This is a genomic window from Clostridioides sp. ZZV14-6154, from assembly GCF_020657785.1.
Lineage (GTDB): Bacteria > Bacillota > Clostridia > Peptostreptococcales > Peptostreptococcaceae > Clostridioides.
In genome coordinates this window covers 26,315-52,455 of record NZ_JAGWCY010000001.1, presented here as the reverse complement: position 1 = coordinate 52,455, position 26,141 = coordinate 26,315, and the positions used below count along the sequence as shown (strand labels likewise).

Here is a 26,141-nt window from a genome sequence, read left to right as displayed (position 1 = left end):
ATATGACTAAAAATAAGATTAAATACTTTATAGATAAACTTTACAGCATTAATTCACTAAGCTTTGATGAACTACTATACTTAATAGAGAATATCGACAATGAAGAATATAACTTTGAACAAAATTTGAGAAACTATCTTTACAAGCAAGCTAGCGATATGAGAAATAAATACTATGGAAATAGAGTCTACTTAAGAGGGCTTATAGAACTTACAAACTACTGCAAAAACAATTGTTACTACTGTGGTATACAATCTTCTAACAAAAATATTACAAGATATCGACTTTCAACGGATGAAATACTTGAATGTTGTGATATAGGTTATAAGATAGGATACAGAACTTTTGTTTTACAAGGTGGTGAAGACACATATTTTACTGATGACAAGATATGTGAGATTGTTTCAAGTATAAAAAATAAATATGAGGATTGCGCTATAACATTATCATTAGGAGAAAAAAGCTATGACTCCTATAAAAAATACTTTTTAAGTGGTGCAGACAGATATCTTTTAAGACATGAAACTGCTACAGACAGCCATTACAAAAAATTACATCCGCCAAACATTGAACTTAGAACTAGAAAAGAATGCCTTAAAAACCTCAAGGAAATTGGTTATCAAGTAGGTGCTGGATTTATGGTTGAGTCACCATTCCAAAGCAATGAGGACCTTGTTCGTGACTTATTATACCTAAAAGAGTTAAATCCTCATATGGTTGGTATAGGACCTTTTATCCCACATCATGATACAATCTTTAAAGATTATAAACATGGTGATTTAGAAAAGACATTACTTATGCTTTCAATTACAAGACTTCTACTTCCAAAAGTCTTATTACCTGCTACAACAGCTCTTGCATCTATAAACCCTAGTGGTAGAAATGCAGGCCTTTTAGCTGGTTGTAATGTAATTATGCCAAACCTTTCTCCTCAAGAATTTAGAAAACAATATTCTCTTTATGATAACAAAGCATTTACTGGTCAAGAAGCTTGTGAATATCACCAGAGTTTAGAGGAAAATATCAAGTCGCTAGGACTTAAAGTTGACTACTCTCGTGGTGATAATATTGAATGGAGGCGTTTGTAAATGTTCATAAAACATGAACTTATTAATTCTTTATTAGAGGATGCAAAAAATTCAACTTCTGATGATATTGAGAAAGTGCTTGATAAGGCTGATAGAAGAGAAAAACTTAGCTATAAAGATATAGCTACACTTCTTGAAGTAGAAGATAAAAAACAACTTGATAGATTGTTTAGTATAGCTGGGCAAATAAAAAATGAAATATACGGTAATAGAGTGGTTTTATTTGCCCCTCTCTATGTATCAAACTACTGTGTAAATGAATGTGTTTACTGTGGTTTCAATACATGTAATAAATTTAAAAGAAAAAAGCTTACTATGGACGAAGTAAGAGAAGAAGTTAAAATACTGGAAAAAATGGGGCATAAAAGACTTGCTTTAGAAGCTGGTGAAGACCCTAAAAATTGTGATATAAACTATATATTAGACTGCTTAGATGCAATTTATTCAACATATAATGAAAATGGAAATATAAGAAGGGTAAACGTTAACATAGCAGCTACTAGTGTAGATGAATATAAACTATTAAAAGAAAAAGGAATAGGAACTTATATACTATTCCAAGAAACATACCATAAACCAACATTTATAAAGATGCATGGTCAATCTATAAAAAATGACTACTACTACCATTTAACAGCTTTTGATAGAGCTATGGAAGCTGGAGTTGATGATGTTGGTGCTGGAGTTTTATTTGGTCTAGCTGATCCTAAATTTGAAGTTTTAGGCCTTATGATGCATAATGAACATCTGGAAGAAAAATTTGGTGTAGGATTCCACACTATATCTTTTCCTAGATTAAAAAAAGCTGAAGGTATGAACTTAGAAAACTTCCCTCATTTAGTTTCTGATGATATGTTTAAAAAAATTGTAGCTATAACTAGATTAGCAGTTCCTTTTACTGGAATTATAATGTCTACTAGAGAAACTGCCGAAATGAGAAATGAATTACTAAAATATGGTGTATCGCAAGTTAGTGCAGGTTCTCTAACAGGTGTTGGTGGATATAAAGCATATGAGGATGGTGACAATACAGATCAATTCGAGGTTGGAGACCACAGAAGTCCTGTAGAAGTACTTAAGGAACTAATCACTGATGGATATATACCTAGTTACTGTACAGCCTGTTATCGAAAAGGTAGAACTGGGGATAGATTTATGAGTTTAGCTAAGAGTCGTCAAATTCACAACGTCTGCACACCAAATGCACTTACTACATTAAATGAATTTTTAATTGATTATGGTGATGAAGAACTTAAAGTTATGGGTAAAAAACTTATTACTGAAGAAATAGCTAAGATAGAAAGAGAAGACATAAGAAACATTGTATCTAACAATATGACTGCTTTAGAACGTGGGGAAAGAGATTTATACTTATAAAATTTTATTCATTGTATATTATTATTGTATATTCTATAGGTTAGTAGTAATATTATCTAAAGGGAAAGTTTAAGGGAGGGAGATTAACATTGAAAGATAACAACAATACCAATAAAACTATTCAATTTGGAGAAAAAAAAGCTAGCCTAGAAAACAATATTCAAAAAAATAAAAATGTCAAACTTGACGATACACACAAAGTCATTCCTTACCCTAAAAATAGAAAAAAGGATGATAAAAAGAAAAATAACAAAAAAAAGAATACAAATATAAACAAACATAAGGTCAATAGAGATAATTATGGACATTCTTTTTTTAATAACAAATACAAATATAAAAGAAAACCATATGTTATTGCTTTATACACAGTAATTTTTATTCTTTTAGCAATTTTGATTATAACAAAATTGACAGATAGTTCGAGTAAGGGTAACTACTCTCGTAATACTGTTTCTGATACTCACAAAAGTAATACCCAAAACATAACCTTTAATGAATCGACTAATCTTCTTACTTGTGGGTAACTTAAAAGAGTTATCTCATTTCAGAAATTACTTTCTAAAATTGAGATAACTCTTTTTTATTTAATATCTATTTTACCAACCTTGAGTTACTTCATAAACTTCGTCACCAATTCTACCATTTAAATAATCATCTATTGCAGAATCTATAATACTCATTGCTTTATCTACTTGCTCCTTAGTTATTACTAGAGGTGGTTGTACTCTTAAAGTAGATTGTCCTAAGAATATCATTATCAATCCAGTTTGTATACATCTATAGCATATCTTAGCTGTAGCATCTGGATATTTTTCAGTAGAACCTTTTCCTTTAACTATATCAACTCCTATAGATAAACCTAAGCCTCTTATTTCTCCAATTATATCGTATTTTTCTTTTAGTTTTTCAAATCCTGCTTTAATATAATCTCCCATTTCTATACTCTTTTGAAGTAAGTTTTCTCTTTCAATTATTTCTATAGATTTTAAAGCAGCTACACATACTGTTGTATTTCCAGCTAAAGTAAATAGATGTGCTGGTGCATCAAGACTTTGCATTATTTCTGTTCTTCCAACAACTGCTCCTAGAGGTAATCCTCCACCAACAGATTTTCCAAGAACTATAAGGTCTGCTTCAATACCAAAATTTTCTATACCAAACCATTTACCTGTTCTTCCCATACCTTGTTGTATTTCATCACTTATAAGTAGTATTCCATTTTCTTTACATATTTTACTTAATCCTTGAATCCATTCTACTGGAGGCACTATTATCCCTGCATCTCCTGCAATTGGTTCTATAAATATTGCAGCTACTTCTTCTACTGGTAAGTAGTGTGCAAAAGCATATTCCATTTCATCTAAACATTCTTTAGCAGTTCTATTTTTATCTGGATAATGGAAGTGATAAACTTCTGGTAATAATGGACCCATTTTTCTTCTCATATTTGTACTTAATGCAGATATAGATATAGCTCCATAAGTACTTCCATGATATGACTCACACATAGATATTATTTTTGTTCTTCCAGTATATCCTCTTGCTAATTTTATAGCAGCATCTATGCAAGCAGAGCCTGTTGCGCTGTATAATACTTTCTTATCATTATCTCCAGGGGCTATTTCCACAAGCTTTTCAGCTAATTTTACAGGAGGATCACTATGGAAATATGCAAGTGTATATTGTGTGATATCATCCATTTGTTCTTTAACTGCTTGTGAGATTTCCTTATTTCCATGACCTACATTTGCAGAGCCTGCACTTGCTAAAAAGTCTACATACTCATTACCTTCATAATCATATAACATCGCACCTTCACCTGATTTAAATGCTACTGGATAATAAGGTATTTTTTGAGTTTTAGCAACATATTTTTTTTCTTCTGTACTTATCATTTGACTAGTTATCTCGCTCATTGGCAAATCATTCCCCTCTTTAAGTAAATTTATATTTTTAGAATTATTGCAATTTGTAAAGATATTTTTATATAAAATTCTTTATATACTAATGTTAGTATTTTTGACACAAATTGTCAATATATGTTTTTATAATTTTCAAAATATTTGTTATTCAGAGATAATATATTTTGTTTTCAGCAAATCAACTCTATTTCTCCAAAAAATAAAGAACTCTATTCTATTATAATAGAGTTCTTTGCAAATTATCTTATAAATACTATTTTTCTGTTTATTTTTAATTAAATCATATTATCATCTTTTATTATCATTGATGATTTCTTTAAAGTATTGTAATTGTTCTTGTTGTTTTTTATGTTTTATATCTGGAAAAGCCTTGATAATTCTTTTTTGTAAGATAATATTAGATTCTATACGGTCTAATTTACTGTTTATTTTATTTAATTTTTCTCTAGCTTCTAATTCTTCACTATTTATTGTTTTAAATAAAGCTTGTATCTCTCTTCTATCAAACTTATCTAATTTCATATTTATATCATTTAGGTCTGTAATTATTTCATCTAATAAATTGAGCTTCATATCTAATTTTTTAAGTGATATGATAGTAACAATTAAATCCACAATTGTCCATAAAGTCGTAATTACCACTATTGAAATTAATATATTATACGGAATAGTACTTACAATATATTCTATATAGGGATGTATAAATTTTATTATTACAACAGACATTATACCAAAATATATTGCATTTTTTAAACAGACTCTTCCCTTTATATTAAATTTTTGGTCAGAATAATCCCACCATTTAGCATGAAATAATGTTTCTAAAATAAATCCTGTAAAATATTCTAGAATTGTAGTCAAAATCATTCCTATCAAAAATAAAATAATTATATTGTCAAATCTTCCTAGTATTGATATCACAAGTACTGCTCCAAAACCATAAACAGGACATATTGGACCATTTAAAAACCCTCTATTGATTATCCTTTTGCTTGCTATAGAACATCCTGCACTTTCTACTACCCATCCTAGAAATGAATATATAAAAAAATACAAAATATATTTTATTATCTCCATAATTTATCTCTACTCCTTCAACAGTTGATATATTTTTGTGCATAATGTAAAAATAATTATAGAAATAGTTTTTTCGTTTTTTACTTTTGTTATTCTTTTTTTATTGGATATTCTATTCATCTAATCCAATTAATAATCTAGAAGCTGTGATTCCATGTTCATCTTTTGGTTGATTATCTTTATCAATCCAAATCTCAAATGTATCAGTTTTCTTTAATAGAGGTAAATTTTTAACATCAAATTCTTCATATCTAATTATATCTTTGTTCTCTTCTTCAGTAATTACAAAAGATATTAATTTTGTATTTTTACTCAGATAAACTTTTATATAACCATCCTTATCCATTAAATTTTCTGGACACTTTATATTATTATTACAAGCTGTCTTAATAGTTAACACACCATTTTTAAAACTTTCAAATGAACCAATTATATCTGCCTCATTTTTATCTATATCTTTAACTATTTCCTTATTTTCTTCAACTAATATTCTTGAAACTTGTTTATCTGGCTTGAGTTTAAAAGTTAACAAGCTTTGGTAGTTTGTAACAATGACACCCAATCCTATCACTCCCAAAATTATGCTTGTACTTATTATGGCTTGGAATTTTTTAATGTTATTAGGAAATAATTTGGTCACCTTTGTATAAATAATAATACCAAGTATCCCACCTAATGAATTTAGAATCACATCATCTATGTCACTGCTTCCAATAGCCAAAATGTATTGTATTAATTCAAATCCTAAACTAATAAGAGAAATTATTATAATTATATTTCTTTTATCTAATTTTTTTAATACTATAGGAAGAAAAATTCCCATCGGAATAAATATACCTACATTACCTATGATATTTGCAATAGCTCTTATAAGACTAATGTTACTGTCTGTTATAAATTGCCATACTGTATAAAAGGGAATTAAATTGACAGACCTAAATCCCCCCTTGAAAATAGCGTAAATTGGTACATCTTTAAATAAAATTATCCTTATAGTTATTAAAACATATACCAAAAATATTGTGTATATAATTGACAATAATAATTTTTCTGAAGTTCCACATATTTCCTTTTTCAATAATAACACCTTCTCTCTTTTAATATTTTAATAGTACCAACAAGTATTTAAGATGCCTTTAAAATTTTCTTAAATTTTCCTTAAGTGTTAAATTAAAACACATTAAAAAAGGTCTATACTTTAAAATATAGACCTTCATAAATTTCCTTATAAATACATTTTATTAAATAACAAACAATTTAAGTGTAGAACAAACAATAACCAAAGTTAAAAGTAATCTAGCATATAAAAAATTTTTTTCTTTAAGCATAACGCCTGCAATTCCAAGTATAAAAAAGAGAGATGCAATAAATTTACCAAGAATATTATTACTTGGATAAGAACTAAAATGCATGAAACAAAGTACAAATGTATATACCCCTATTGCATTAAATACAATTGTATTAGATGCTATCTTTCCTTTATTAAAAAAGAAACAGAATATTGACACTAAATCTAAAAACAAAAATACATAAAACATGACTTTTAAAACGCCCATACTTATACCCCCTAATAAATTTAATTATAATATCTGGTTTATTTCATACAATTCTCAATATACTCAGGATAAACTTATAATCTTAATATAATAATAGTATAAGTTTATATTACTGGCTTATTAATTTTTATATTTACATTACTAGTTTATTACTTCATATTCATACATATTATAATCACATTCATACATATTTAAAGACTCATACGTTGCTTTTGCATTTATGTTTTCTTTTTCTACATATAATCTCATGCCAACAATATTTTCATCTCTATCACACATATTTTTTATATGATTAAATAAATAATTAAAGATGCTCTTTCTTCTATACTCTTTCTCTACATATACACTCTGAATCCAAAGAAAGTTTCCATTTCTCCAATCACTCCACTCATATGTATACATAATCTGTGCGACAACCTTATCAAATACTGTATATACATAATATTTTCCTTTTCTTTCATCTAATAACAATGCCCTTACACCTTTAGTTAAAACATCCATGTCAAGTTCTTTTCCTTCTGTTTCTTTGGCTAAATTATAATTAAATTTCGCTATTATATCCAAATCCTCTAAACGGGCTTCTCTTATCTCTATCAGCTCTTCATTTTCATATAATTCTATATAGTCTTTTTGTTGTTCCATACTTATTCCCCCATATCTATTTTATGTATTACATTAATCTTTTTGTAATAATACATTATAAAATTTTTTCTAGTTTCATAAATGCATAATCGAAGGTAGATTCTAAGTTACCATTATTTTTTCCTCCACCTTGAGCTAAAACCTGACTTCCTCCACCTTTACCATCTATAAGACTTATTGCATCCTTCAATAAACTTCCCATATTGACAGCTTTCAAATTTTTAGAACATGCAAAAATCAAGTTTATTTTTTCTTCAAATCTAACAGCTAATAATGCAATATTATTTTCATCTTCTGTAATTTTATTTGCAATTTTATTTACATATTTTAAATCTTCTTCATCATAAATTTTTTTAACAACTGAAACATTTCCAATCTTATTTGCATTTTCTACCATTTCTTTAACTTGATACTTAGCTACTATTTCTTCAAGTTTTCTTTTTTTACTTAGAGAATCTTCCACTTTCTCATTTAAATTTACAATTCCATTTATAGCATCTTCTTCACTACAACTTAAATATCTACAGATTTTGGTTAAGTATACATCCCTTTTTAATACTTCATCTACAGCTCTTTTCCCAGCTAAAAACTCTATTCTTGTACTAGATTTATGCTTCTCCCACTTCTTTATTTTTATCATTCTAAGCTCACTTGTTGATTTTGGGTGTACTCCACAACATGCATTTGTATCTAAGTCACCTATTTTTACTACCCTTATTTCTTCATTTGTGTTTGGTAAAGCACGTCTTACCCAAATTTTTTTTAATTCTCTTTTAGTTGGAAGTAATGTTTCTACTTGTATATTTTGACGAATAATTTCATTAGCAAGCAACTCTATCTCTCTAATTTTTTCTTCATCTAAGTTACCATCTATATCTACTGTACTGTACTCATTTCCTAAATGAAAACCGGTTGTATTTGCATTAAAAGTCTTAAAAAAACACCCTGAGAGTACATGTTGTCCAAAATGTTGATGCATACCATCTTCTCTTCTATCCCAATCAATACTACACTTTACCTTATGTATTTTTATTGGTTTTTTATCTAATATATGATACACTTTTTTATCTTCTTCATATACGCTTATTACTTCATAATCATCTATTTTTCCTAAGTCTCCAAATTGTCCTCCTCCACCAGGGAAAAACGCTGTTTTATCCAGCAAAACATGAAACTTATTTTCTATTTCTCTTATCTCAATTATTTCTGCCGTGAAATCTCTTATATACTGATTCGTATAGTATAACTTTTCCATTATGATTTTATCTCCATTTCCTTTATTCTAAACTGCCTTATTGTTTAAATATGCACATATTTTAGGTTAAGTTTAAAGTAATTACACCAGATATAGCTTAACCTATTTTTTAATAGTAATCTTCTACTATATTTTAACATATAGATATTAATGTTAACAAATTTATAATTATATATTATTTTAAATATTCAATAATATAAAGTATATTAACATTGCTTTTTTAAAAACTTTAGTATAAAATCATATTAAATAAATTTTCTGAAATGATAGAATATTGCAATCTATAAAAAACATACTTAATAACATATAGCATTGTATTATAAATATATCGTTTTATTTTGTAGGGAGAGTGATTTAAAATGCCAATAAAACCAAGAAAAATATCTATTGTAGGTTCAGGTCATGTTGGTTCACACTGTGGATTTAGTTTGATAACTCAAGGAGTTTGTGATGAGCTCTTTATGATTGATATTGATGAAACTAAGGCAAAGGCTCAAGCTTTAGATTTAGCTGATGCGGTTTCCTATCTTCCACATAAAGTACATATAGAAAAAGGAACTTTTAATGATTGTAAGGATTCTGATATAGTAGTGATAAGTGTTGCAGATTCTTCAGAAGGTCCTTTACGCAGACAAAACACAACTAGGTTAGACTTACTAAAACCAACTATTGGGATGATAAAATCTATAGTAAAACCTATAATTGATTCTGGATTTGATGGTATATTTATCGTTATTTCTAATCCAGTTGATGTAGTTACAAATTATATCTGGGAAAAGTCTGGTTTTCCTAAAAACAGAGTTATTGGAACTGGAACAGCTTTAGACTCAACAAGACTTAGAAGACTTTTATCTGAAGAGACTGGAATCGCTCAACAATCAATACAGGCCTACTCAATGGGTGAACATGGAGATTCTCAAATAGTTCCTTGGTCTCATGTTTCAATTGGTGGCAAACCAATTTTAGATATGATAAAGGATAATCCAGATACTTATGGCAAATTAGACTTACCATCAATAGTTGAAAAAAACAAGAAAACAGGTATAGGTATAATAAATGGCAAAGATTGCACAGAGTTTGGAATAGGAACTGCTTTAGTAGAAATTGTAAAAGCTATACTACATAATGAGAAAAAGATTTTACCAGTTTCTACATTATTAGAAGGTCAATACAATGAAGAAAATGTATTTGCAGGTGTTCCTTGTATTATAGGTAAAAATGGGATTGAGGGAATTGTTGAAATCAATTTAACTAATGATGAGCAAGCTGGATTTAGTAAATCTTGTTCTGTTTTAAGAGACCATATTGCACTTTCAAAGACTATTTAGTTTTAAATCTATGCTATTTATTCTTTAATTAACTTATTTAGATGCTCTATAATTATTATAGAGCATTCTCATATGTATACATAAAACAAAATGTAAGGAGATGTTAAATTTGTCAATAAAACCAAGAAAAGTATCAATAATAGGAACTGGTCATGTTGGTTCACATTGTGGATTTAGTTTAGTAACTCAAGGAGTTTGTGATGAGTTACTAATGATTGATATAGATGAAAGTAAAGCTAAGTCTCAAGCTTTAGATTTATCAGATGCAGTTTCTTATCTTAAACATGCTACAAAAATAAAAAGTGGAAATCTTGATGATTGTAAAGATTCTGATATTATAGTAATAAGTGCGGGTCCATTACCTGAAAAAAATCAGACTAGATTAGATACACTTGAGTCTACAATCAACGTTGTAAAAACAATTGTAAAACCTATTGTCGAGTCTGGATTTGATGGTATATTTATTGTAATTTCAAATCCAGTAGATATAATTACTGATTATATTTGGAAAGTTTCTGGATTTTCTAAAAATAAAGTTTTAGGCACAGGCACTGCACTTGATTCTTCGAGACTTAGAAGACTTTTATCTGAGGAAACAAATCTTCCTCAACAATCAATACAAGCTTACTCTATGGGTGAACATGGAGATTCTCAGATGGTTCTTTGGTCTCATGTTTCAATTGGTGGTAAGCCATTGTTTGATATTATGAAAGAAAATCCTAGCACTTATGGAAAATTAAACTTAGATGAATTAACTGAAAAAATAGCAAGAGCTGGTTGGGATGTACTTTATGGCAAAGGTTCTACTGAATTTGGTATTGGTACTGCTTTAACAGAAATAGTAAAGGCAATTTTTCATAATGAAAGAAAAATCCTTCCTGTTTCTACCCTATTAAATGGACAATATGGACAAAAAGATGTATTTGCTGGTGTGCCTGCTATAATTGGCATAAATGGAGTTGAGTCTATAGTAGAAATTAATTTAACTGATGATGAACAAAAAAAATTCAATAAATCATGTACTATTTTAAAAGAATACATTCAAATTGCTAAGGATATTTAGATTAATATCATATTAGAATACATATTTAAATTAATAGCATATTTTAAATATATCTTAAATTTAATATTGAAAGCAGGTAAATTGCTTATGATAAAAAACCATATCAACAAAGCTTAAATATAAATACCTGCTTTTATCTTTCAATATTAAATTATTAATTTATCTTTTCCCATCAAACTTTATAACTTTGCTTTTTTTCTTTGTATTTTGAGATAGAAATCCATTTTTTAATCCCATCAACAATTCTAGGTCTTCTGGATAAAGACTTATTCCTATATCCCCTAAATTTGATACTATATTATCTGTATTCATTATTTTGTTTTCTATCAATAATTCGACTGCTTTTTTTAAATATACTGGACTTACACCCTTCATTTTATCTAATGGTTCTTCTATTAACCATCCTCGTTTATCCATTTCACTCATAAGATAATTATACTTTTTGTAGCTTATCTCACCTAAATTATATGCTCTAAAAATCATAACAGATATAGGCACAATCCATTTTTGCTTTAGTTCTACATAATAATCTATGTCTTCTGGATAAACCAAGTCTTCTAAAAAAGTCTCTCTTGGAAGCAAAAATGCACAAGCATATTCATCTGCTAAAAATTGCTTATTTGGTATTCCTAATTGACTTGATATTATATATCCAAGCTCATATGCTAAATCATAGTTTCTAATTGATGCTGATTTTTTATCATTCCCAAGAGATATTAGATATTTAGTTTCTTTACCAATTCTCTGTTTTTGAGTAAATACTGTTGCTCCTTTTCTATCTACATTCATTCCTGATATTATAATCCCATTAGCCTCTAATAAACTTACCATATTTAATATTGGATTGTTGTTTAAACTCCAAAGTTCTCTAGTCTTATTAGCAAGACTTTCTATATCATTTACATTAACATCCTTAATTAGTTTTCTATTTGGTAAGTTTTCTTTTGGAAATTTTATATAACTTTCCATAAACGAGTATATTTTATGTATAATTATTATTTTTTCTCTATAAGAAATTTCCTCTACTCTAGGAAGTTTAGAATGAGGATTAAAATGACTATCTTCTACAATAACATTTATACTTTCATTTTTATAAAAATACTCTTTGGGGAAGTTTAATATATTTGATAATTTTAATGCATTTTCAATATTTGGAACATACTTATTTTCTTCAAAAGCTTGTAAATCTTTTTTATTTATTTTAGTTTCTTTAGATAACTGTTCTAGAGTTTTAGCTCTAAAAACTCTAGCTGATTTTAATCTTTTTCCATTAAAGTCTTTTAAATTCATTTGTTTTCTCTCTTTCAAAAATTAAATTCTTTAATCATACAAATATAAATTATAACATTACAATTAATAATTTATCACATTATTGACAAAAAAACAAAAGATGAAAACATAAATTTATATTTCCATCTCTAATCTTAATATATGATATTAACTAGTTTTAATTATTTAAAAAGTTTTAAATATTCTCCATATCCTAGTTCTTCCATATCTTTTTTAGGTATAAACTTAAGAGAAGCAGAATTTATACAATACCTTAAACCTCCAAGTTCCTTTGGCCCATCATCAAAAACATGACCTAGATGAGAATTTCCTTTAGCACTTCTTACTTCAACCCTATACATGCCTTGTGAAAAATCGCTTCTTTCAATTACAGACTTATCTATAACTGGCTTTGCAAAGCTAGGCCATCCACATCCTGCATCAAATTTGTCCTTTGAAGAAAATAAAACCTCTCCACTTACTATATCTACATAGATGCCTTCTTCATTATTATCGTAATATTCATTTTCGAAAGGTACTTCTGTCATATCATTTTGAGTAACTTCAAATTGAATAGGAGTTAAAGTCTTTTTTAACGCTTCCCTATCTACATTATTTCCATCCCAATAACTTTTTACAAAATTATATCTTCCTGAACCTTTGTAATACATATTATAATTCAATGGTCTTTTTTTATAATAATCTTGATGATTTTCTTCTGCTTCATAAAACTTAGTTGCTGGAATTATTTCAGTAACTATCTTACTATCAAATATTTTACTATTTTCTAAGCTTTCTTTTGACTCCAAAGCTGTATTTTTTTGCTCTTCATCATGATAAAATATAGCGGTTTTATATTGAGTTCCTCTATCACCAAATTGTCCACCATCATCTGTAGGATTAATTTGCTTCCAAAATATATTTAAAAGTTCATCATAACTTATTATGTTATCATCATAAGTTATTTGAATAGCTTCAACATGGCCAGTTGTTCCTGAACATACTTCTTGGTATGTAGGATTTTCAACATGACCAGCTGTATATCCAGAAACTACTTTTATAACCCCATCATATTTATCAAAAGGTTTTACCATACACCAAAAACACCCACCTGCAAAAGTAGCAAGTTTTATCATTTTCATCACTCCTTAAAAAAATTATATTTTATTTATTCCCTAAGAAGTAACTTAATAATCTTGTATTTTATTATTTTTTACTTTATTTAGAAAATACTATATGATATTAATGTATCTAAAATTGCAAAATTTTTTATCAAAATTATAAACTATAGAAATTCTCTACTTATAAATATAATTAAAAACTATACTTAATTTTTATAAAAACTTTTTCTATTTATCCATTCAAATGCATCTTTTATATCACAGTTTTCACCTAAAGATATTAAGTATTCTAGTGAATCACAATCATCCATAGCTACCTCTCTTTCCATTCTAGGATTTAACCTATAGTAATTATCTCCAAGAAGTTTTTGAGAAAATAATTGACTCATTTGAGAATTCCCTTCTAGTGTAACAGATATAATTGGTAAGTCTGGCTTCTTATTGATTATCCAGTCAATAGCTCCCCATTCAGTTGTATCTGTCTTTATACTATTATATACATATCCAGTCCCTATAGAAAAAAGTCTTGTATTTTTATAATTTAACTTAAGTCCACTGTCAATTGAATAAACTATACATGCTAGACTTGGATCAGTTGCTATTATTCCACCATCAACATGACAATTATAGGTTGGGAAAAATACTGGTGCAGCACTACTTGCCATTGCTACGTCTACAACTTTACTAGTTTTAGTAAGAGAATTTGGCATATTATTATAAAATACAGGCTTCCATGAATGTTCTTCATTGCCTATATAAAAGCTTGGCACCATGACTAGTTTATTTAAATCTTTCAATTCTAAATCCTCTGGAAATATACTTAGCAAAATTTCCTTTAGATTTTTATTTTCATACTTTGGTCTAAGCATTTCTGCATAACTCTTGTTGAAAATATACTTTGAATTTTCAATTGAATAAAGTGTCTTTATCTCTTTAGGGCTTACACCATATGCAAGCCCTAATGCAATCAAACTACCTGTAGATGTTCCTCCAAACATATTTATATTATTTAATAAACTTGGATACTCCTCTACTAGTCTCTCAAGTATGGATATACTTAATGCTCCTTTTAATCCACCACCATCGAACGTTAATATATTAAAATTCGAATTTTTCATATACACATACCCCCATATAAAAGCCTTATATCTTTTAAATTTTAGTTAAAATAATTACACTATAGTATATATATATTATGCAAATTCTATATTACAAAGTTCCTCTTTCTATAATTAAATTCAGTATCCTGCACTATTAAAACTATACTTTTTATTTGTTTATACTATACACATATTTTAAGTATTATAAGTTTAAAAGTATGATTTATTGTAAACAGTTGATTAAAATAGTATCTACTTTGTAATAGACCATAAAAACATAAATAAGGGTTGACTTTATACAAAGCCACCCCCTTATTTATATTAATTATAATTAAGCTTAATAATACTTCGATTATAAAATTTATACCTTATTAATTAAGCGTATACTCTTTATCCTAATATTTTTTTCATATCTTCTTCTGGAGTAGATATAGGAGTTAAAGCAAATTTCTCAACCAATATATTTAATACATTTTGAGACAAAAATGCTGGTAAAGAAGGTCCTATATAGATATTTTTTATACCTAAGTAAATCAATGTAAGAAGTACACAAACAGCTTTTTGTTCATACCATGATAGCACTATGCTAAGAGGTAATTCATTTACATCACATTCAAAAGCATTTGCCAATAAAACAGCCACTTGAATTGCACTGTAAGTATCATTGCATTGTCCCATATCCATTAAACGTGGTAAACCACCTATTTCTCCAAGATTTAAATCATTAAATCTATATTTTCCACATGCAAGAGTCAATATAACAGTGTCATCAGGAGCTTGTTTTACAAATTCAGTATAATAATTTCTTCCAGGTTTTGCACCATCACAACCACCAACTAATAAAAAGTGTCTTATAGCTCCATTTTTTACAGCTTCTACTACTGTATCTTGTACAGATGAAACTGTTCCTCTTGCAAAACCAGTAGTTAGCATATCACCTCCATTTATTCCAGTCATATGCATATCTTCTTTATATCCTCCAAGTTCAAGTGCTTTTTCTATGACACTAGAAAAATCTTTATCTTCTCCAATATGAATCATACCAGGATAAGCAACCACTTCTGTAGTAAATACTCTATCTCTATAACTATCCTTAACAGGCATTAAACAGTTTGTCGTAAATAATATTGGAGCAGGTATATTGTCAAATTCTTTTTGTTGATTTTGCCATGCTGTACCAAAATTTCCTTTTAAATGCTTATATTCTTTTAATTTTGGATATGCATGTGCTGGTAATAATTCTCCATGAGTGTATATGTTTATTCCCTTATCTTTTGTTTGCTCTAGCAATTTGTGTAAATCATAAAGGTCATGCCCTGTAACTACAATAAATGGACCTTTTTCAATTTTCATAGGTACTTGAGTTGGTTCTGGTGTTCCATAAGTTTCGGTATTTGCTCTATCAAGTAATTCCATACATTTTAAGTTTATTTCTCCAGTTTTCATTACAAATCCTAAAAGTTCATCACTAGATAAGTCTTCTCCAACTGCTACTAACCCTTCATAGAAAAAATCATTCACTTCTTTATCTGTATATCCAAGTACCATTGCATGATAAGCATAAGCAGCCATACCTCTTAATCCAAATAAAATCAATGATTTTAATGAACGTATATCTTCATTATCATTCCATAAATTCTTCATATCGTAGTTGTCATTTCTACTACAAGTTGTCGAGCAATCTGAACATCTAGGTACAAGTTCACTTTTTGCTAGTTCAGTTTTTTCAATTTGTCTTTTTATAGCTTCATCATCAAAACTTACATTTGTTACAGTAGTAAACAATCCTTCTATCATAACTTTATCTGTTTCTCTTGTTGGTCTATTTTTATTTCCAACAGTTGCTCTTGAAAGTCCAATTAATACTCCTGTAAGTTCATCTTGTAAATTGGCTGTTCCCCCTTTTTTACCACAAGCTCCGTTTATAGTACATCCTTTACCACCAACTGTCTGTTCACATTGAAAACAAAACATATTCTCCATTTTTTATTCCTCCCATTTCATTTTATTTATTAAAATTTATTAAATTGTCTACGATTTACTTAATTAGATTTCTCCATCTACTATTTTCCCATCTACAGATATAGTAATTACTTGCCATGGTATCATCTTTCCACTACTTTGTAGAGCTGTTTTAACTGAATTTACGATACCACCACAACAAGGTACCTCCATACGTGTTACCACTATATTTTTAATATCATTTAATTTTAAAATTTCTGTAAGTTTTTCAGCATAATCAACTTCATCAAGTTTAGGGCAACCAATTAATGTAACCTTATTTTTCATAAATTTATTATGGAAATTTCCATATGCATATGCTGTACAGTCTGCTGCTATTAAAAGACTTGCATTCTTTAAGTATGATGCATTAGCAGGTACTAGTTTTATTTGCACTGGCCACTGATTAAGCTGAGACCCTTGTTCCTCCATCACTATATTGTTATTTATAGATATAGTATCTAAATCTTGTCTTTTTATAGACTTAGACTGAGAACCTGGACATCCACAGGCTAAATTTTCTTTTTGTGCTCTCTTTGCTTCCATGTTTGCTTTTACTGCTTCTTCATCATATTCTGCAGCCTCTCTATTTTCAAATGAAATTGCATTCGTTGGACAAGTTGGTAAACAATCCCCTAAACCGTCGCAATAATCATCTCTTAAAAGTTTTGCTTTTCCATTTACCATACCTATAGCTTCTTCATGACAAGCTTCAACACATAATCCACAACCATTACATTTTTCTTCATCAATTTTAATTATTTTTCTAATCATTTATATCACCTCATAAAAATTTTTTTGTTTAAAATACTACTTTACTAGATATTTATTTTTAAGACATAGATCTTTTTGTTTTAAGTTTTTGTATCAGGATTTTTATATCTCCTTGATTTTATAAATTTAGTATAGTACAATAAAAACAAATTATCGGTTGCATATGCAACAAGGAAGTGATTATTTGAAAAAATTTTTAGAAAAACATATAAATCTATTAAGAAAAATTTCTCTGTTTGAAGGAATTAAAGATGATGAACTTGAAGCAATGTTAGAATGTTTGGGTGTTATTGATAAGACTTATCCAAAAGACAACATAATATTTTCTGTAGGAAATGAAGTGACTTCTATTGGAATTATGCTTAATGGAAGTGCACACATAATAAAAGAAGACATTGAAGGTAATAGAAATATTGTAGCTGAGCTTTTACCTGGTGATTTATTTGGAGAGGTGTTTGCTTGTACTAGACTACATAAAAGTACTGTAACAGTAGTGACAACATCTTCATGTGAGGTTCTATTTATAAAGTTTAAAAGTGTAACTGGTATTTGTTCGTCTACATGTGAATTTCACAATAGACTTATTGAAAATATGTTACAATTAATAGCTGAAAAAAATATTTTACTTCATAACAAAATAGAGTTACTTTCTTGTAAAACAACTCGTGAAAAATTACTCATGTACCTTTCAAATCAAATAGAGAGAACGGGTAACTATAAGTTTACAATTCCTTTTTCAAGAAATGAAATGGCTGACTTTTTATGTGTTGATAGAAGTTCTATGTCAAGAGAACTTGGAAAAATGAGAGATGAAGGTTTATTATCCTTTAACAAAAATAAGTTTGAAATCTTTTGTTTCCAAAATAAGTTTGATATTTAAATTTATACAATTAAATACACATGATTTTAATTAATTCAAATTATAGATATTACGTTCAAATCTAGAATTTATATTTTTACTCAAAAAATTAATAGATATCTTGATTTATATAATTAAGATATCTATTAATTTTGTATGTTAATTAGCTTACTTTTATGAAAGTATCTCATATATTTTAAGACATACTTCAATTATATGTTTTTAATTAAATACTTCTTCTTTCCTAATAATATTTAAAAATTTTGCTGTTCTTTCATTTTTGGGATTATTAAATATTTCATCAGGAGTTCCTTCTTCAGCTATCACCCCATTATCCATAAATATAATTTTATCAGCAACTTCTTTTGCAAAATTTATTTCGTGAGTCACAATAAGCATTGTTATTCCCTCTTTTGCAAGCGATTTTATAACACTTAAAACTTCTCCAACAAGTTCTGGGTCAAGTGCAGATGTTGGTTCATCAAATAATATTACATTTGGATTTACTGCCATTGCTCTAGCTATACCTATTCTTTGTTGCTGACCACCAGATAACTTTGATGGATAAAAATCTTTTCTATCCAACATCCCAACTTTTTCTATTAATTCTAGAGAAATTTCTCTAGCTTCTTGTTTACTCTTTTTATGTACTACTATCAATGCTTCCATTACATTTTCTAATGCTGTTTTATTTTTAAATAGGTTATAGTTTTGGAATACCATAGATGTATGTTTTCTTAAATTTGCTATATCCTTTTTTGTTGCTTTTTCTACATCTACTTTTACATCTCCAATCATTATTTTTCCTTTTGTAGGCTCAACTAAATAATTTAAACATCTAAGTAACGTAGATTTACCTGTTCCAGATGGACCAAGTATGGCTACTACTTCACTTTGATTTATTTCTAAATTTATACCTTTAAGAACTTCTGTACCTTTAAAACTTTTATGCAAATTCTCTACTTTTATCATTATTATCCACCCTTTTTAATAAATATAATAGACTAATTACATACTTGAAACTAAAATTAATATGTTAATTTCAAATCTAAAAATAACTTAGTCATTTTATTTTTAAATAAAATATATTCTTATAACTATAGCCTAAAATTGACAAAGATAATCTACTGCAAGTTGTGCAAATAATGAAGATGCTGTACTTAGACATTTTTCATCTATATTAAACTTGTTATTATGAAGTCTGTAATTTATATTTTTTTCTTTATTACCTACCCCTATATACATAAATAAACCAGGTCTTTCCTTCATATAAATAGCAAAATCTTCACCTGTCATTGCTGGGAAATCAATCATTTCAATATTTTCATCTCCAAGTATTTTTAAAGCACTTTTTCTTCCTAGTTCTATCATATTTTTATCATTTACGACAGCATCTCCTCCTGCACTCTTTTCAAACTTGCAATCTGCTCCATGAGCTTTACATATATTTCTTACCATATGCTCTAGTACTTCACTTATTTCAAGTACTTTTTCCTGACTTACAGCTCTAATAGTTCCTTGAAGTATACATATATCTGGTATTATATTTTTAGAGATACCAGAATTAAAAGAACAAATAGACACCACTACTGGTACAACTGGGTCAATTTTTCTTGAAACTATCTGCTGGATGGATGTATATACTGCATTTCCAACCGCAATTGGGTCTATACAATTGTGAGGTTCTGCTCCATGACCACCTTTACCAATTATTGTTATTTCAAAAGTATTCGTTGCTGCCATAGCACAATTTCTAGCAATTCCAATTTTCCCTGATTCAATAGTTGGCCAACAATGGCCTGTTGCTAATACGTCCACACCTTCAAGTACATTTTCCTTGATTACAATATCAGAACCACCTTTTTCTTCACCTGGTTGAAATAGTAATTTTAAATTTCCATGCAGTTCTTCTTTTATGTCATTTAAAATCATTGCTACCCCTAGTAACCATGAAACATGTGCATCATGCCCACAAGCATGCATATTATCATTTGTAGATTTAAATTCTAAATCATTTTCTTCTTTTATTGGAAGCCCATCCATATCAGCTCTAAGTAGCATTGTTTTTTTGCCATTATTGTTTCCTTTTATAGTTGCTAATACTCCTGTACCTGCAACATCTATGTATTCAATATTAAGCTTATCTAGTTCTTTTTTTATAAGTTTTGATGTTTCAAATTCTTTAAATGCTAATTCTGGATTGCTATGTATTTGTCGTCTTATTTTTATAACCTTTTCATTATTTTTTAGTGCAATAGATTTTATTTTATCTTCAATCATTTATAAGACCTCCATAACTTATTTTAATTTATAAGGGCTAATCTAAATACATTATAATACACAGATAACTATAGATAAATTTACATTTTCATAATTTTATCTATAGTTATCACAATTTTATATTTTATCTTTAAAATATTTATTTTTGTATATCAGCACTTACATCCATTCCAAACCATTTCTCAGATATTTTTTTTACTGTTCCATCTGCAAGCATTTCTTCAATTGCCTTGTTTACATCTTCTTTTATAACTTTTGATTTTTCATCATTTTTCTTAAAGAAATAAGCTATATTAGTAACTGATAATTTTTCGTCTAACACTCTTACTTTCATATTAGCTTTTTTAGAATCTCCTACAACAGTAAGTTCTGCATCAATCCATGCACTAACTCTTCCTAAATCTAAATCTTGAAGACCATTAGTTCCATCACCATAAACCTTTTCTTCAAATAAATTATCTTTATTAACAGTTGCTGCAACTTGTTGACCTTGAGAACCTTCTGATACTGCTACTACTTTTCCTTTTAAATCTTCAAGCTTGTTTATTTCATTGTTTCCATCTTTTACAGCTATACATACAGAATCAGAGCCATAAGGAACAGAAGCATCATATTTTTCTAATCTCTCTTTAGACATTCCAAAAAAGTTGGCTGCTACATCAACTTTACCTGAATCTAACATTCCGAATATAGAACTAAAACCTGTTGGTTCCATTTTTATTTTATATCCACTTCTTTTACCTATTTCTTTCCACATGTCAACTTCAAACCCTTTATGTTCTCCACTATCAACATAAGAATATGGGTCTGCTGAGTTAGATGAAGCTACAGTTATAATTTTTTCATCCTTTGCTTCTTCCTTTTTTGTACAACCAGTGACTAAAACTGTTAATGACAAAACTGCTACCAAACATTTTATAATATTTCTTTTTATCATGTCTCTTCTCCTCACATTATTTTTTATATAAAATACTTTTCTATGTATTTTTTTATGACCTAATAATTGCTGATTTTCTTTTCTAATTTTTTTTGCCCCCAACTTAAAGGAGTTATTATACACCAATAAATTACCATAACTGCTCCATATACCTCAAAGAACTTAAAACTTAATGCTCCTTGTGATTTGGCAACACCCATTATATCATTTACTCCAACAACAAAAGCTACAGAAGAACCTTTAATTAAATCTATAAAATTATTGAATAATGATGGCAATGCAACTCTTATTGCCTGTGGTACAACAATTCTTTTCATTGTTTGTAAATTTGTTAATCCCATTGCATATGCTGCTTCTATCTGCCCCTTATCAATTGAAAGTATAGATGCTCTTATCGTTTCTGACATATAAGCTCCCATATTCAAACTAAGTACTATAGATGTTGCAAATACTGGATCCATATTTTTTACAAAATCACTCATATAGGCCAAACCAAAATATAAAAAGAACAACTGTGGCATAAGAGGTGTACCTCTAAATATTGATACATATACTTTGCATATTTGATTTAATACTTTGACTTTATAATAAGATGATAACGCTACTATCGTTCCTATAATTAATGAAAATACCAGTGAACTTATTGCTAAAATCACAGTTACATTGAATGATTTCATTATTATTGGAAATAATTCCAAAAAATATTTCATGCTAAAAATCATAAAATAAGTCCCCCTCACTTAATGTTGTTTTTTGCAAACTTTTGTCACATGTTCAATTATAATAGAATTTTCTTTATTTTTCCAATAGAAAAAAACTATTTCCTTACCCACTTATATAGCCATTTTTAATATCAAATTTAGTCACTAATTTTAAGTTATAATAAGTATATTAAAATCAATAAAAGGGAGTTTTAAATTTGAATGCTGAAAAAATAAATCAATATATTAGGTCAGTTAAACTAAACAGAAAAGGTATACATAGTATAAATGAATATCCATTTAATCTACCAATAGTAAAAAACTTATATCAACTTGAGTTTCATAAAAACGTAACTTTTATAATTGGTGAAAATGGAAGTGGAAAATCAACATTATTAGAAGCAATAGCTATTGAATATGGATTCAACCCTGAAGGTGGGACAAAAAACTTTGGCTTTAGTACTTATAATAGCCACTCTGAACTTCATAAATATATAACAATCACAAAAGGACCTAAAAAACCTAAGCAAAATTTTTTCTTGAGAGCTGAATCTTTTTATAATGTAGCTACTGCAATAGATAAAGCTTCTATGTTTTCGTCAGGAGTAAAAACTATAAACTATTATGGAGGAGTATCATTGCATGAACAATCTCATGGTGAATCCTTCTTCTCATTATTTATTCATAAATTTTCTAAAGAAGGAATATATATATTAGATGAACCAGAGGCAGCACTTTCACCTGCTAGACAGATGGCTTTTATAACAAGATTACACGAATTAGTAACCCAAAATTGCCAATTCATCATAGCAACACACTCACCCATATTAATTTGTTATCCTAATTCAATCATCTATGAAGTAAATGAGAATGGCATTAATAAAGTTAAATGCGAAGACAGCGAAAATTATCAACTTACTCAAGATTTTTTAAATCATAAAGAAAAATTCTTAAACATATTAATTGATTAGTAATTTATAAGACAAACTTTTTGAAATAAAAATTTAAACTTCTAACTATCTCAATTTTTTATTTTATAAGTATATACATAAAAAAGACTACATTAAACTCGTTATAATACAAATTTAATGTAGTCTTTTACAAAGTTCATTTTACATCTTAGTATAAATTATAATTTATACTTAATCTACACTTCCATATTAAACTTTAATGCTCCTGTAGGACATACCATTACACAAGGTGCATCCATACCACACTCATTTCGTTCAACACAACCATTACACTTGTTTGCCTTACCATCATTTCCATAAATCAAAGCTCCATATTCACAAGCTTTTTCACAAAGTTTACATCCGATACAATCTTGATTATCTAATATGACAAATTTATGTTCTTTTTTAAAACAATCTTTAGGACATACATCTACACATTTTGCTTCATCACAATGAACACATGATAATGAGAAATATTCTACCTTTTCTTTTTCTTCCACTGTAAATACATGTCTAAAAAGTTCACCCTTATCTATGTCATTATCATTTTGGTCTATACAAGCAAGTAAACAAGCCCCACATGCTGTACATAACTCTTTATTAAATTCAAATAAACTTTTCATTATATCCCTCCAATTATTTATTCACTTTTTCAATCTTACACTTACAACTTCTATATGCAGGGAATCCACTATAAGGGTCAAAATTATCACAGATGATACTATTTACATCAGCTTCTCTATATCCATGATACATATGTATGTTTTTATATAAAACTCTATCAGTAACATTGACCTTTACATTCAAACTTCCTATTTTAGTAGTTATTTTTACATAATCTCCATTATTAATACCTAAGTCTTTTGCATCTAAACTAGAAATGTCACAACTAGCCTCATTTTTTAATATTCTTGAAAGCTTAACATCATGAAGTCTTGAGTGTAATGCATTTGGAATTCTTGCCCCTGATGTTAATAGGTAAGTATACTCATCTATATCATCATTAAATTCTTTGTATGTTGGTAATGCGTCTAATCCAAAATCTTTATATTTCTCAATAATTGTAGATTTTAATTCAAACTTAGATGTACTAGTGTCATATCCTTCTCTTGTATATGAACCTACTTCATATGGTTTAAAATCTTTACATTTCAATGGCAAATCACTTTCTTTAAGCTCATCTACATCTACACAAGTTCCTTTAAACATGTATCTTATACTTGCTTCATAGCCTGCTTTTAACAAATCATCCTCTATTCCCATAACATTTGCTAAGTCAGAAAGTATTTCTACATCTGATTTTGAATCATATAATGTATCAATTACTTTTTTCGTATATGTAATATACCCACCTGGATAACTCTTGCATTCTTCTCTTTCAAAAGATGTGCATGCAGGTAAAAGTATATCTGCATATTTTGATGCATCTGTCATAAATAAATCTATATTGACAAAGAAATCTACAGTGTTTAGTGTGTTAAAAAGCCTACCTGAATTAGGAAACATTCTAGCATTTATACCATGACAAAACAATGCTTTTATTTCATAAGGTGTCTTTTCTTCTATTTGTCGAGTTAAATCCATAGCTTGAAATTGAGTTACCATTTCATTCCAAAGAGGAAATCTTTCCCCACCAATTCTTTCATTTATATTTTTAGGTAGAGCTTCTTTTACAAACTCTTTTTCTAATGTTTGAAATCCTCCTACTTTACCAGCAAAATAATCTTGTTTTGGTATGTTACCTCCAATTTTATCATAATTACCTGTTATAGCAGATAGAGACATCATTGCCCTATAATTTTGAAATCCATTTTGGTGATGAACTACTGGAGCAGCACTTTCATTTATACAGAATGGACCTTGCGATAACATCTCTACAGCTTTTACTATATCACCTTTAGAAACTCCTGTAACTTTGCTGACAGTATCTAAATCAAATAATTTTACGTATTCCTTGTATTCATCAAATCCATGTACATGTTTTTCTATGTATTCTTTATCTATCAAATCTTTTTCTATAAATAAATTAGCCATTCCAAGGGCTAAAGCTCCATCAGTACCAGGCTTAACTCTCAAATGCAAATCTGCTATTTTTTGAGTTGTTGGTGTTATCCTAGGGTCTACAATTATAAATTTTAAACCTTTTTCCTTTAGTTTACTTAGATTTACACTATTTAAAAATTTAGAGTAGTATGGATTAAATCCCCAACCTAAATAAGTCTTTGCATTTTCCATATCCTGCATTGTAAAATTTCTTCCAGTTGCAACATTTCCAGCCATTTGTGCTGATGTTGAACATGAGCTTGATTCTGTACCATAATTAGGAGAACCAAATGAAGATGCAAACCTTTGTAAAAACGGTCTATACCACTTTCCATACCCCGTAAAAAATGCTACATGTTTTGCTCCATATTCGACTTTTATTTTATTTAATTTTTCCCCTATTTCACTATAAGCTTCTTCCCATGATATTGGCTTAAACTTTCCTTCACCTCTTTTTCCAATCCTCTTCAGTGGTGTTTTTATTCTATCTTCTCTATACATATATTCTCTATTACAAAGACCCTTTGTACACAACAACCCTCTGTTCATTGGATGCTCTTTTGTACCTTCTATTTTTATTACTTTACCATCTTTGACATATGCATCAATTCCACAATGAATTCCTGGAGAACAAATATCACATAAAGTCCTCTTTATTTCTATTCCTGTTTCTTTGCATGGTATCTTAGCCTTAATCAATTTATAACTATCCATATCAATATTTTCCTTTCCCAATGATAAATATAAAGCACTATAATTATTATACATTCTTTTAATTTTATATATCACATTTTT

24 protein-coding genes are annotated in these 26,141 nt (G+C 28.3%); 7 read left to right on the top strand and 17 right to left on the bottom strand.

Annotation, left to right across the window (positions count from 1 at the left end; translation table 11 throughout):
- Nucleotides 1–2 precede the first annotated feature (2 nt).
- The 3 genes from hydE to KGF45_RS00210 all read left to right on the top strand — a co-directional run bounded on the left by hydE (nt 3) and on the right by KGF45_RS00210 (nt 2,989).
- Nucleotides 3–1,088: a [FeFe] hydrogenase H-cluster radical SAM maturase HydE gene (gene hydE / locus KGF45_RS00220; protein WP_227829520.1), complete on the top strand. Its 1,086-nt coding sequence runs from the start codon at nt 3–5 to the stop codon at nt 1,086–1,088.
- Nucleotides 1,089–2,465 carry a [FeFe] hydrogenase H-cluster radical SAM maturase HydG gene (hydG, locus tag KGF45_RS00215; protein ID WP_227829521.1) on the top strand — a complete coding sequence of 459 codons (1,377 nt, stop codon included), beginning with the start codon at nt 1,089–1,091 and terminating at the stop codon, nt 2,463–2,465.
- 89 nt (nt 2,466–2,554) lie between these two features.
- Complete coding sequence (locus KGF45_RS00210) at nt 2,555–2,989, top strand: hypothetical protein (RefSeq protein WP_227840642.1); 435 nt, start codon at nt 2,555–2,557, stop codon at nt 2,987–2,989.
- Nucleotides 2,990–3,061: 72 nt separating this feature from the next.
- On the opposite strand, the gene KGF45_RS00205 is transcribed toward KGF45_RS00210, so the two are convergent.
- From KGF45_RS00205 to KGF45_RS00180, 6 genes are all read right to left on the bottom strand, one after another.
- Complete coding sequence (locus tag KGF45_RS00205) at nt 3,062–4,381, bottom strand: aminotransferase class III-fold pyridoxal phosphate-dependent enzyme (RefSeq protein WP_227841573.1); 1,320 nt, start codon at nt 4,379–4,381, stop codon at nt 3,062–3,064.
- Nucleotides 4,382–4,675: 294 nt separating this feature from the next.
- On the bottom strand, nt 4,676–5,464 hold the full coding sequence (locus tag KGF45_RS00200; protein ID WP_227841572.1) for a putative ABC transporter permease: 789 nt from the start codon (nt 5,462–5,464) through the stop codon (nt 4,676–4,678).
- A 112-nt stretch (nt 5,465–5,576) separates the two neighbouring features.
- A complete protein-coding gene (locus KGF45_RS00195; RefSeq protein WP_227829525.1) occupies nt 5,577–6,542 on the bottom strand; it encodes a VanZ family protein in 966 nt (321 codons plus the stop codon).
- 163 nt (nt 6,543–6,705) lie between these two features.
- A complete protein-coding gene (locus KGF45_RS00190; protein WP_227829526.1) occupies nt 6,706–7,020 on the bottom strand; it encodes a hypothetical protein in 315 nt (104 codons plus the stop codon).
- A gap of 141 nt (nt 7,021–7,161) precedes the next feature.
- On the bottom strand, nt 7,162–7,662 hold the full coding sequence (locus KGF45_RS00185; RefSeq protein ID WP_227829527.1) for a GNAT family N-acetyltransferase: 501 nt from the start codon (nt 7,660–7,662) through the stop codon (nt 7,162–7,164).
- 55 nt (nt 7,663–7,717) lie between these two features.
- Entirely contained in the window at nt 7,718–8,917 is a 1,200-nt protein-coding gene (locus tag KGF45_RS00180) for a DHHA1 domain-containing protein (protein ID WP_227829528.1), read from the bottom strand.
- A gap of 359 nt (nt 8,918–9,276) precedes the next feature.
- On the opposite strand from KGF45_RS00180, the gene KGF45_RS00175 reads away from it, so the two are divergent.
- Nucleotides 9,277–10,245, top strand: a complete 969-nt coding sequence (locus KGF45_RS00175; RefSeq protein WP_227841571.1) for an L-lactate dehydrogenase — start codon at nt 9,277–9,279, stop codon at nt 10,243–10,245.
- A gap of 109 nt (nt 10,246–10,354) precedes the next feature.
- A complete protein-coding gene (locus KGF45_RS00170; protein WP_227841570.1) occupies nt 10,355–11,308 on the top strand; it encodes an L-lactate dehydrogenase in 954 nt (317 codons plus the stop codon).
- Nucleotides 11,309–11,467: 159 nt separating this feature from the next.
- Here KGF45_RS00170 and KGF45_RS00165 read toward each other — a convergent pair whose 3' ends face one another.
- The 5 genes from KGF45_RS00165 to KGF45_RS00145 all read right to left on the bottom strand — a co-directional run bounded on the left by KGF45_RS00165 (nt 11,468) and on the right by KGF45_RS00145 (nt 17,573).
- A complete protein-coding gene (locus tag KGF45_RS00165) occupies nt 11,468–12,598 on the bottom strand; it encodes an XRE family transcriptional regulator (protein WP_227840649.1) in 1,131 nt (376 codons plus the stop codon).
- A 161-nt stretch (nt 12,599–12,759) separates the two neighbouring features.
- Complete coding sequence (gene msrA, locus KGF45_RS00160; protein ID WP_227829532.1) at nt 12,760–13,713, bottom strand: peptide-methionine (S)-S-oxide reductase MsrA; 954 nt, start codon at nt 13,711–13,713, stop codon at nt 12,760–12,762.
- A 191-nt stretch (nt 13,714–13,904) separates the two neighbouring features.
- Nucleotides 13,905–14,816: a patatin-like phospholipase family protein gene (locus tag KGF45_RS00155; protein ID WP_227829533.1), complete on the bottom strand. Its 912-nt coding sequence runs from the start codon at nt 14,814–14,816 to the stop codon at nt 13,905–13,907.
- A gap of 372 nt (nt 14,817–15,188) precedes the next feature.
- Nucleotides 15,189–16,781, bottom strand: coding sequence for a hydroxylamine reductase (gene hcp / locus KGF45_RS00150; RefSeq protein ID WP_227841569.1), 1,593 nt, complete (start codon nt 16,779–16,781; stop codon nt 15,189–15,191).
- 63 nt (nt 16,782–16,844) lie between these two features.
- Nucleotides 16,845–17,573 (bottom strand): 4Fe-4S binding protein, encoded by a 729-nt coding sequence (locus tag KGF45_RS00145; RefSeq protein ID WP_227841568.1) that lies wholly within the window; start codon nt 17,571–17,573, stop codon nt 16,845–16,847.
- Nucleotides 17,574–17,736: 163 nt separating this feature from the next.
- Between KGF45_RS00145 and KGF45_RS00140 the strand changes: the two genes are divergently transcribed.
- Nucleotides 17,737–18,453, top strand: a complete 717-nt coding sequence (locus tag KGF45_RS00140; protein WP_227829536.1) for a Crp/Fnr family transcriptional regulator — start codon at nt 17,737–17,739, stop codon at nt 18,451–18,453.
- A 201-nt stretch (nt 18,454–18,654) separates the two neighbouring features.
- Here the strand turns inward: KGF45_RS00140 and KGF45_RS00135 are convergent, their stop codons facing one another.
- From KGF45_RS00135 to KGF45_RS00120, 4 genes are all read right to left on the bottom strand, one after another.
- Nucleotides 18,655–19,404, bottom strand: coding sequence for an amino acid ABC transporter ATP-binding protein (locus KGF45_RS00135; RefSeq protein ID WP_227841567.1), 750 nt, complete (start codon nt 19,402–19,404; stop codon nt 18,655–18,657).
- 132 nt (nt 19,405–19,536) lie between these two features.
- Nucleotides 19,537–20,712, bottom strand: a complete 1,176-nt coding sequence (locus KGF45_RS00130; protein ID WP_227829538.1) for a M20 family metallopeptidase — start codon at nt 20,710–20,712, stop codon at nt 19,537–19,539.
- 139 nt (nt 20,713–20,851) lie between these two features.
- Entirely contained in the window at nt 20,852–21,649 is a 798-nt protein-coding gene (locus KGF45_RS00125; RefSeq protein WP_227829539.1) for an amino acid ABC transporter substrate-binding protein, read from the bottom strand.
- A gap of 59 nt (nt 21,650–21,708) precedes the next feature.
- The gene (locus KGF45_RS00120; protein WP_227829540.1) at nt 21,709–22,371 is read right to left on the bottom strand and encodes an amino acid ABC transporter permease; all 663 of its coding nucleotides are present in this window, start codon (nt 22,369–22,371) and stop codon (nt 21,709–21,711) included.
- Between the two features lie 197 nt (nt 22,372–22,568).
- Here KGF45_RS00120 and KGF45_RS00115 point away from each other — a divergent pair, with 197 nt between their 5' ends.
- Entirely contained in the window at nt 22,569–23,321 is a 753-nt protein-coding gene (locus KGF45_RS00115; RefSeq protein ID WP_227829541.1) for an AAA family ATPase, read from the top strand.
- A 176-nt stretch (nt 23,322–23,497) separates the two neighbouring features.
- Here the strand turns inward: KGF45_RS00115 and KGF45_RS00110 are convergent, their stop codons facing one another.
- Both KGF45_RS00110 and KGF45_RS00105 read right to left on the bottom strand, forming a co-directional pair.
- Nucleotides 23,498–23,926 carry a 4Fe-4S dicluster domain-containing protein gene (locus KGF45_RS00110; RefSeq protein WP_227829542.1) on the bottom strand — a complete coding sequence of 143 codons (429 nt, stop codon included), beginning with the start codon at nt 23,924–23,926 and terminating at the stop codon, nt 23,498–23,500.
- A gap of 13 nt (nt 23,927–23,939) precedes the next feature.
- Nucleotides 23,940–26,114, bottom strand: coding sequence for a molybdopterin-dependent oxidoreductase (locus tag KGF45_RS00105; protein WP_227841566.1), 2,175 nt, complete (start codon nt 26,112–26,114; stop codon nt 23,940–23,942).
- Nucleotides 26,115–26,141: the final 27 nt, after the last annotated feature.

Coding starts and splice junctions, on each gene's coding strand:
- hydE (WP_227829520.1), top strand. CDS start 3: ATGACTAAAAATAAGATTAAATACTTTATAGATAAACTTTACAGCATT.
- hydG (WP_227829521.1), top strand. CDS start 1,089: ATGTTCATAAAACATGAACTTATTAATTCTTTATTAGAGGATGCAAAA.
- KGF45_RS00205 (WP_227841573.1), bottom strand. CDS start 4,381: ATGAGCGAGATAACTAGTCAAATGATAAGTACAGAAGAAAAAAAATAT.
- KGF45_RS00200 (WP_227841572.1), bottom strand. CDS start 5,464: ATGGAGATAATAAAATATATTTTGTATTTTTTTATATATTCATTTCTA.
- KGF45_RS00190 (WP_227829526.1), bottom strand. CDS start 7,020: ATGGGCGTTTTAAAAGTCATGTTTTATGTATTTTTGTTTTTAGATTTA.
- KGF45_RS00185 (WP_227829527.1), bottom strand. CDS start 7,662: ATGGAACAACAAAAAGACTATATAGAATTATATGAAAATGAAGAGCTG.
- KGF45_RS00180 (WP_227829528.1), bottom strand. CDS start 8,917: ATGGAAAAGTTATACTATACGAATCAGTATATAAGAGATTTCACGGCA.
- KGF45_RS00175 (WP_227841571.1), top strand. CDS start 9,277: ATGCCAATAAAACCAAGAAAAATATCTATTGTAGGTTCAGGTCATGTT.
- KGF45_RS00165 (WP_227840649.1), bottom strand. CDS start 12,598: ATGAATTTAAAAGACTTTAATGGAAAAAGATTAAAATCAGCTAGAGTT.
- msrA (WP_227829532.1), bottom strand. CDS start 13,713: ATGATAAAACTTGCTACTTTTGCAGGTGGGTGTTTTTGGTGTATGGTA.
- KGF45_RS00155 (WP_227829533.1), bottom strand. CDS start 14,816: ATGAAAAATTCGAATTTTAATATATTAACGTTCGATGGTGGTGGATTA.
- hcp (WP_227841569.1), bottom strand. CDS start 16,781: ATGGAGAATATGTTTTGTTTTCAATGTGAACAGACAGTTGGTGGTAAA.
- KGF45_RS00145 (WP_227841568.1), bottom strand. CDS start 17,573: ATGATTAGAAAAATAATTAAAATTGATGAAGAAAAATGTAATGGTTGT.
- KGF45_RS00140 (WP_227829536.1), top strand. CDS start 17,737: ATGCAACAAGGAAGTGATTATTTGAAAAAATTTTTAGAAAAACATATA.
- KGF45_RS00135 (WP_227841567.1), bottom strand. CDS start 19,404: ATGATAAAAGTAGAGAATTTGCATAAAAGTTTTAAAGGTACAGAAGTT.
- KGF45_RS00130 (WP_227829538.1), bottom strand. CDS start 20,712: ATGATTGAAGATAAAATAAAATCTATTGCACTAAAAAATAATGAAAAG.
- KGF45_RS00125 (WP_227829539.1), bottom strand. CDS start 21,649: ATGATAAAAAGAAATATTATAAAATGTTTGGTAGCAGTTTTGTCATTA.
- KGF45_RS00120 (WP_227829540.1), bottom strand. CDS start 22,371: ATGATTTTTAGCATGAAATATTTTTTGGAATTATTTCCAATAATAATG.
- KGF45_RS00110 (WP_227829542.1), bottom strand. CDS start 23,926: ATGAAAAGTTTATTTGAATTTAATAAAGAGTTATGTACAGCATGTGGG.
- KGF45_RS00105 (WP_227841566.1), bottom strand. CDS start 26,114: ATGTATAATAATTATAGTGCTTTATATTTATCATTGGGAAAGGAAAAT.